Origin of the sequence: Rhodoferax sp. UBA5149, assembly GCF_002413825.1 — a bacterium.
GTDB lineage: Bacteria > Pseudomonadota > Gammaproteobacteria > Burkholderiales > Burkholderiaceae_C > Rhodoferax.
In genome coordinates, this window is the sequence record NZ_DHXT01000027.1 from 17,037 (window position 1) to 22,984 (window position 5,948).

Below are 5,948 nucleotides of genomic sequence, written 5' to 3' on the forward strand. Positions count from 1 at the left end.
GCTGTGGCGCGGCGACTTCGCCACCTACTGGCGCCCGCCGCCCGGTTACAGCACCGACCTGCGCGACGGCAGCGCCGGCCCGGCCATCGAGCGGCTCGCGAGCCAGCTGAGCCGACTGGACGGCGCGCCGGCACCAGCCGCCTCCGCCGCGCCGCCAGTCCTGGACGCGGCCCTGAGGGCCCGCGTGCGGGCCTTTCAGCATGCCCAGGGCCTGAAAGCCGACGGGCAACCCGGCCCCATGACCTTCATGCAGATCGACAGCGCCACGGACGTGAACGAGCCGCGCCTGCCAACCAACCCGCGATAAGCCCATGTCTTACATCCTCGATGCACTCAAACGAGCCGATGCCGAACGCGAGCGTGGCGCCGTGCCCGGCTTGCACGCACACCAGGCAACGACCCCCACGTCCCGGACCACCCGCAGCGCGCAACATCGCGTCGGGCTGGCCATCGCCGCAGCCTTGGCGCTAGCCGGCGTCGCAATCGGCCTGTGGGTCTGGCAAACGCCGGCCAGCGCCGTGCGCCTGGCGGCGGTGGAACCCGCCGTGGCGAGGCCGCCGGTGGCCGCACCCTTGGCGCAAATCGTACCGACACCGACACCGACACCGACACCTGCACCAACGCCTGCGCCTGCGCCAACGCCGAAGGCAAAACCATTGCCGCTACCGGTCATCAAGGCATCAGCGCCCCAAGCCGCCCCGGCCGCCGTCCCGCTGCTCAGCGAGTTGTCCGAAGACCTCCGTCGCGAGATCCCTGCGCTGACCATCACCGGCGCCGTTTACTCGGACAACCCGGGACAACGGCTGCTCTTGGTCAACGGCCAGGTGCTAAACCAAGGCAGTCTGGTCGCGCCCGACGTGACGCTGGACGAAATCCGCGCCAGGAGTTCGGTCTTCAGTTTTCGGGGAACACGGTTTCGGGTGGCGCATTAGGCACCTGCGTGGCAAGCGCCGGCGGGCACAGGCGGAGGGTTTCGGGGCGGGGTCAACCTGCTTAGCGGCCGGATCGTGCACCACCACCGTCGCTTCACCCATTCTTTGATGTCGATCAAGCTTCTCGCGCGGTGAAGCCCGAACAGACCGGCACCTTCGAATACAGTCACTCGTTGCTGACCAACCCAATTAGAAAGATGAGCGCCATGGCTACGGAACCGTCAAAAATCATTTACACGCTGACCGATGAAGCGCCGTTTCTGGCGACGTGTGCGTTCCTGCCAGTCATTCGCACGTTCACGGCACCGGCTGGCGTCAACGTGACCGAGTGCGACATCTCGGTCGCCGCGCGGGTGCTGGGCGAGTTTCCCGAATACCTGACCGAAGCCCAAAGAGTGCCGGACAACCTGGCAGAACTCGGCCGCCTGACGCAGCTGCCTGATACCAACATCATCAAATTGCCCAACATCAGCGCGTCGGTCGGGCAGTTGGTGGCCTGCATCAAGGAACTGCAGTCCAAGGGCTATGCCGTGCCGGACTACCCGGAGGACCCCAAGACCGATGCCGACAAGGCCATCCGCACCCGCTATTCCCGGTGCATCGGCAGCGCCGTGAACCCGGTGCTGCGCGAAGGCAACTCGGACCGCCGCGCGCCCAAGGCCGTCAAGGAATTTGCCCGCAAGCACCCCCATTCCATGGCCGAGTGGAGCCAGGCATCGCGCACCCACGTTTCGCACATGCACCACGGCGACTTCTACCACGGCGAGAAGTCCATGACCCTGGACAAAGCGCGCGATGTGAAGATGGAACTCCTCACCAACAGCGGCAAGACCATCGTGCTCAAGCCCAAGCTGTCGCTCAAGGATGGCGAAATCATTGACAGCATGTTCATGAGCAAAAAAGCCCTGGAGGCCTTTTACGAAAAAGAGATTGAGGACGCCCACAAAACCGGTGTGATGTTCTCTTTGCACGTCAAGGCCACCATGATGAAGGTGTCCCACCCCATCGTGTTCGGTCACTGCGTCAGGATCTTCTACAAGGATGCTTTCGAAAAGCACGCCAAGCTGTTCGAGGAACTCGGTGTCAACGTCAACAATGGCATGGTCAACCTGTATGACAAGCTTGCCACGCTGCCGCAATCGCTGCGCGAGGAAGTCATCAAGGACCTGCACGCCTGCCACGAGCACCGTCCCGAACTGGCCATGGTGGACTCGGCCAAGGGCATCACCAACTTTCACTCACCCAACGACATCATCGTGGATGCTTCCATGCCGGCCATGATTCGCAACGGCGGCAAGATGTGGGGTGCGGACGGCCGCCTCAAGGACGTCAAGGCGGTGATGCCCGAGAGCACCTTTGCCCGCATCTACCAGGAGATGATCAACTTCTGCAAATGGAACGGCAACTTTGATCCCAAAACCATGGGCACGGTACCCAATGTGGGCCTGATGGCCCAGCAGGCCGAAGAGTACGGCTCGCACGACAAGACCTTCGAGGTCCCTGAGGACGGCGTCGCCAACATCACCGATCTGGCGACCGGCGAAGTGCTGTTGGCGCAAAACGTGGAAGCGGGCGATATCTGGCGCATGTGCCAGGCCAAGGACGCGGCCATCCGCGACTGGGTCAAGCTGGCCGTGACCCGCGCCCGCAACTCCGGCATGCCAGCCGTGTTCTGGCTGGACCCCTACCGCCCGCACGAAAACGAACTGATCCACAAGGTCAAGACCTACCTCAAGGACTACGACACCAGCGGCCTGGACATCCAGATCATGTCGCAGGTGCGCGCCATTCGTTACACGATGGAGCGTGCGATCCGCGGCCTGGACACGATCTCGGTCACCGGCAACATCCTGCGCGACTACCTGACCGACCTGTTCCCCATCATGGAGCTGGGGACCAGCGCCAAGATGCTGTCCATCGTGCCACTGATGGCCGGCGGCGGCATGTACGAGACCGGCGCCGGTGGGTCTGCGCCCAAGCACGTGCAGCAACTGGTGGAAGAGAACCACCTGCGTTGGGATTCGCTGGGCGAATACCTGGCGCTGGCCGTCAGCCTGGAAGATCTGGGCCTGAAAACCGGCAACGAAAAGGCCAAGATCCTGTCCAAGACGCTGGACGCGGCCACCGGCAAACTGCTGGACAACAACAAAGGCCCCTCGCCCAAGACCGGCCAGCTCGACAACCGCGGCAGCCAGTTCTACCTGGCGATGTACTGGGCCCAGGAATTGGCGGCGCAGACGCAAGACAGGGAACTGCAGGGCCATTTCGCGGCGTTGGCCAAATCACTGGCCGAGAACGAGCAAAAGATCACGGATGAGTTCAAGGCAGTACAGGGCAAGCCGGCAGATATTGGCGGCTACTTTTTGGCAGACAAGCAGAAAGTGACGGATGTCATGCGCCCCAGCGCCACATTCAATGCGGTATTGGCAGGCGCATCCGACTGAAAGAGAAAGAGTAATCCGTCAACCCCGTCTCATGAGTGGTCCAAACTGAGACGCACGTCTTTGGACACAATTGAAAATTCATAGACCGCTAGTGATCGACGGGATCCCTACGGCTTAACAAATTTCAGAACGAATTCATCCTTGGGCTGCGCTGGTTCCGGTGTGTTTTTATCGCGGGGGTCTGCCGGGTTGCGTAGAAAATTGGCGCGGTCCACCAGTTTGAAGCCTGCAGCTTCCACTTCCTGGCGCAGAAAAGTCTCTTCGATGCGATGCAGTGTGCCCGACTCCGAGATCCCGGTACCGGGTCGACCCGAATGATCCGCAATCACGTACAGGCCGCCCGACTTGAGCCCAGCGAATACGGCCGCGTTCATTCGGCTGCGATCCACCCCCAGGTGGCCGAGATCGTGGTAGTTGAACATCAAGGTCACAAGGTCCAGCCCACCGGATGCCCGCTCGGGTGGCACCGGATCTTCAAATTTTTGCACCACTGAAATGATGTTCGCGACCACTGGATTCTTCGCCCGTTCCGCCAGCGCTTGGGCTGAAGTTCGGCGCACGGGTGGCGGCCCCATCGCGGGGGTCTGCGTCGATGACGCGGCGGGTGCAGCGTTCCCCTCGGGGGCCACGGGCGTTCGCGGGGGACCGTCTGGCGCGCGTGCTGGCGCACTTTGTCCATAGGCCCGCCCGCTGGGCCCCACCGCACGGGCCAGCAGTTCGGTGGTGTAGCCACCGCCCGCGCTCAGATCCAGGGCCACCATGCCGGGCCGAATGCCCATGAAAGCCAGCATTTGATCGGGCTTGCGCCGCAGGTCACTGTTCCGGTCCGTCGCACGGCGATCAGGGCTGGCGACGATCTCGGCAATGCGCTCCGGTGTCAGAACGGCGGCGTTCGATGGCGGCGGCCTCGTGGCGCCTACAGTCACGCACGCGCTGAGCGCGAACACGGTCATCATGGATAGTATTTTGGAAAGGCTGACGTCCAAAATAAAGTGGCGGGTCGTGCGCTTCATGCTTGAGCTGTCCTTCCATTCTTGCGGTAGCCCAGTGTAGCCACGCGTCCGGTCTTAAGCGATGCGTTCCAGAATCAGCACCGAAAAGAAGCCAAACCCGGCAATCAAGACCCACTTGAGGGTGAGCAGGCCGTAACGCTTGAAGCGCGGCTGGCCGGTGGCGGCGTAGAAAGCGAAGCACACCACGGCGCCCAGCAAGAGCAACAGAATGAGCCAGCGCAAGAGCAGCATGATGCGGTTTTTGAGTTGCTGACCAGGGCCTACCAGGCACGCGCCAGTTGCGCAAAACCATTGGGCGCCAGCTTTTCATCTTCAAAGGTCACCACGTCCCAGGCGTCCGTGCGTTTGAGCAGTTCGCGCAGCAGCAGGTTGTTGAGCGCGTGGCCCGAGCGACGGGCGCTGTAGCTGGCCAGCATGGGCTTGCCCACCAGATAGAGGTCGCCCATGGCGTCGAGGATTTTGTGTTTGACGAACTCGTCGTCATAGCGCAAACCGTCGGCATTCAAGACCTTGTAGTCGTCCATCACGATGGCGTTATCCAGCCCGCCACCCAGGGCCAGGCCGTTGGCGCGCATCACCTCGAAGTCCTTGCTGAAGCCGAAGGTGCGGGCGCGGGCGATGTCTTTGGAATACGAGCCGGTGCTCATGTCAAACACCACGCGCTGGCCGGTGGCATCGACCGCCGGGTGATCAAAGTCGATCTCGAAACTGAGCTTGTAGCCATGGTAGGGCTCCAGCCGCGCCCACTTCTCGGTTGCGCCCGTTCCTTCACGCACCTCCACCGGTTGGGTCAGGCGGATGAAGCGCCGTGGCGCCTGTTGCAGCTCGATGCCGGCGCTTTGCAGCAGAAAAACAAACGACGCCGCCGAGCCATCCAGAATGGGCACTTCCTCGGCCGTGATGTCCACGTACATATTGTCCACGCCGAGACCGGCACAGGCCGACATCAGATGTTCCACCGTGTGCACCTTGGCACCGTGGGCGGAAATCGTGGAGGCCAGCCGGGTATCGGTCACCGCGAAAGCCGAGATCGGAATATCCACCGGCTCGGGCAAATCGACGCGCCGGAAAACAATGCCGGTGTCAGGCTGCGCCGGCCGCAGGGTGAGCTCCACCCGCTGGCCACTGTGCAGGCCCACGCCGACGGCACGGGTCAGGGATTTGAGAGTACGTTGTTGCAGCACAGCTTGATTTTACTAATCTGCCTGCTTTCTCAGGAAAGCCGGGATTTCGAAGTCGTCCATGCCGCCGCTGGCCAGCGCATCCACCTTGGCCGCCGCCTGGGTCCGGTCGCGCGTGCGCCAGACGCTGGGTGTGGCCATGCTCTGGTAGTCGGGTTGCGTCATGCTGCCGGAGGAAATGGTGGAAGACATCAACCCCGATGCCATGGCGCTGCTCACGGGTGTGTTCAGCGTTGGCACATGAAACGGGATGTTGTCGGTGCCGGTGCGCAGCACCTGCAGCGGTGGCGCCGTGCGACGCGCACCCTGACGGCTCAAGCCGGTGGCCACCACGGTAACGCGGATCTCCTCGCCCAGGTTGTCGTCGTAGGCGGTGCC

General features: G+C 62.7%; 6 protein-coding genes and 1 pseudogene. 3 read left to right on the top strand and 4 right to left on the bottom strand.

What is annotated here, in order from left to right:
• The 3 genes from B3V69_RS02060 to B3V69_RS02070 form a co-directional block, all read left to right on the top strand.
• On the top strand, positions 1-307 hold a 307-nt coding region (locus B3V69_RS02060; protein ID WP_296443323.1), incomplete at its 5' end, for a peptidoglycan-binding domain-containing protein.
• A gap of 4 nt (positions 308-311) precedes the next feature.
• On the top strand, positions 312-932 hold the full coding sequence (locus B3V69_RS02065) for a general secretion pathway protein GspB (RefSeq protein ID WP_296443325.1): 621 nt from the start codon (positions 312-314) through the stop codon (positions 930-932).
• Between the two features lie 206 nt (positions 933-1,138).
• Positions 1,139-3,376 carry an NADP-dependent isocitrate dehydrogenase gene (locus tag B3V69_RS02070; protein ID WP_296443327.1) on the top strand — a complete coding sequence of 746 codons (2,238 nt, stop codon included), beginning with the start codon at positions 1,139-1,141 and terminating at the stop codon, positions 3,374-3,376.
• 107 nt (positions 3,377-3,483) lie between these two features.
• Here B3V69_RS02070 and B3V69_RS02075 read toward each other — a convergent pair whose 3' ends face one another.
• The 4 genes and pseudogenes from B3V69_RS02075 to B3V69_RS02090 all read right to left on the bottom strand — a co-directional run.
• A complete protein-coding gene (locus tag B3V69_RS02075; protein WP_296443330.1) occupies positions 3,484-4,332 on the bottom strand; it encodes a class I SAM-dependent methyltransferase in 849 nt (282 codons plus the stop codon).
• A 111-nt stretch (positions 4,333-4,443) separates the two neighbouring features.
• Entirely contained in the window at positions 4,444-4,620 is a 177-nt protein-coding gene (locus B3V69_RS02080) for a hypothetical protein (protein ID WP_296443331.1), read from the bottom strand.
• 29 nt (positions 4,621-4,649) lie between these two features.
• Positions 4,650-5,573 carry a UDP-3-O-acyl-N-acetylglucosamine deacetylase gene (gene lpxC / locus B3V69_RS02085; protein ID WP_296443335.1) on the bottom strand — a complete coding sequence of 308 codons (924 nt, stop codon included), beginning with the start codon at positions 5,571-5,573 and terminating at the stop codon, positions 4,650-4,652.
• Between the two features lie 12 nt (positions 5,574-5,585).
• Positions 5,586-5,948 (bottom strand): annotated as a pseudogene (locus tag B3V69_RS02090) (cell division protein FtsZ); the annotation flags it as partial.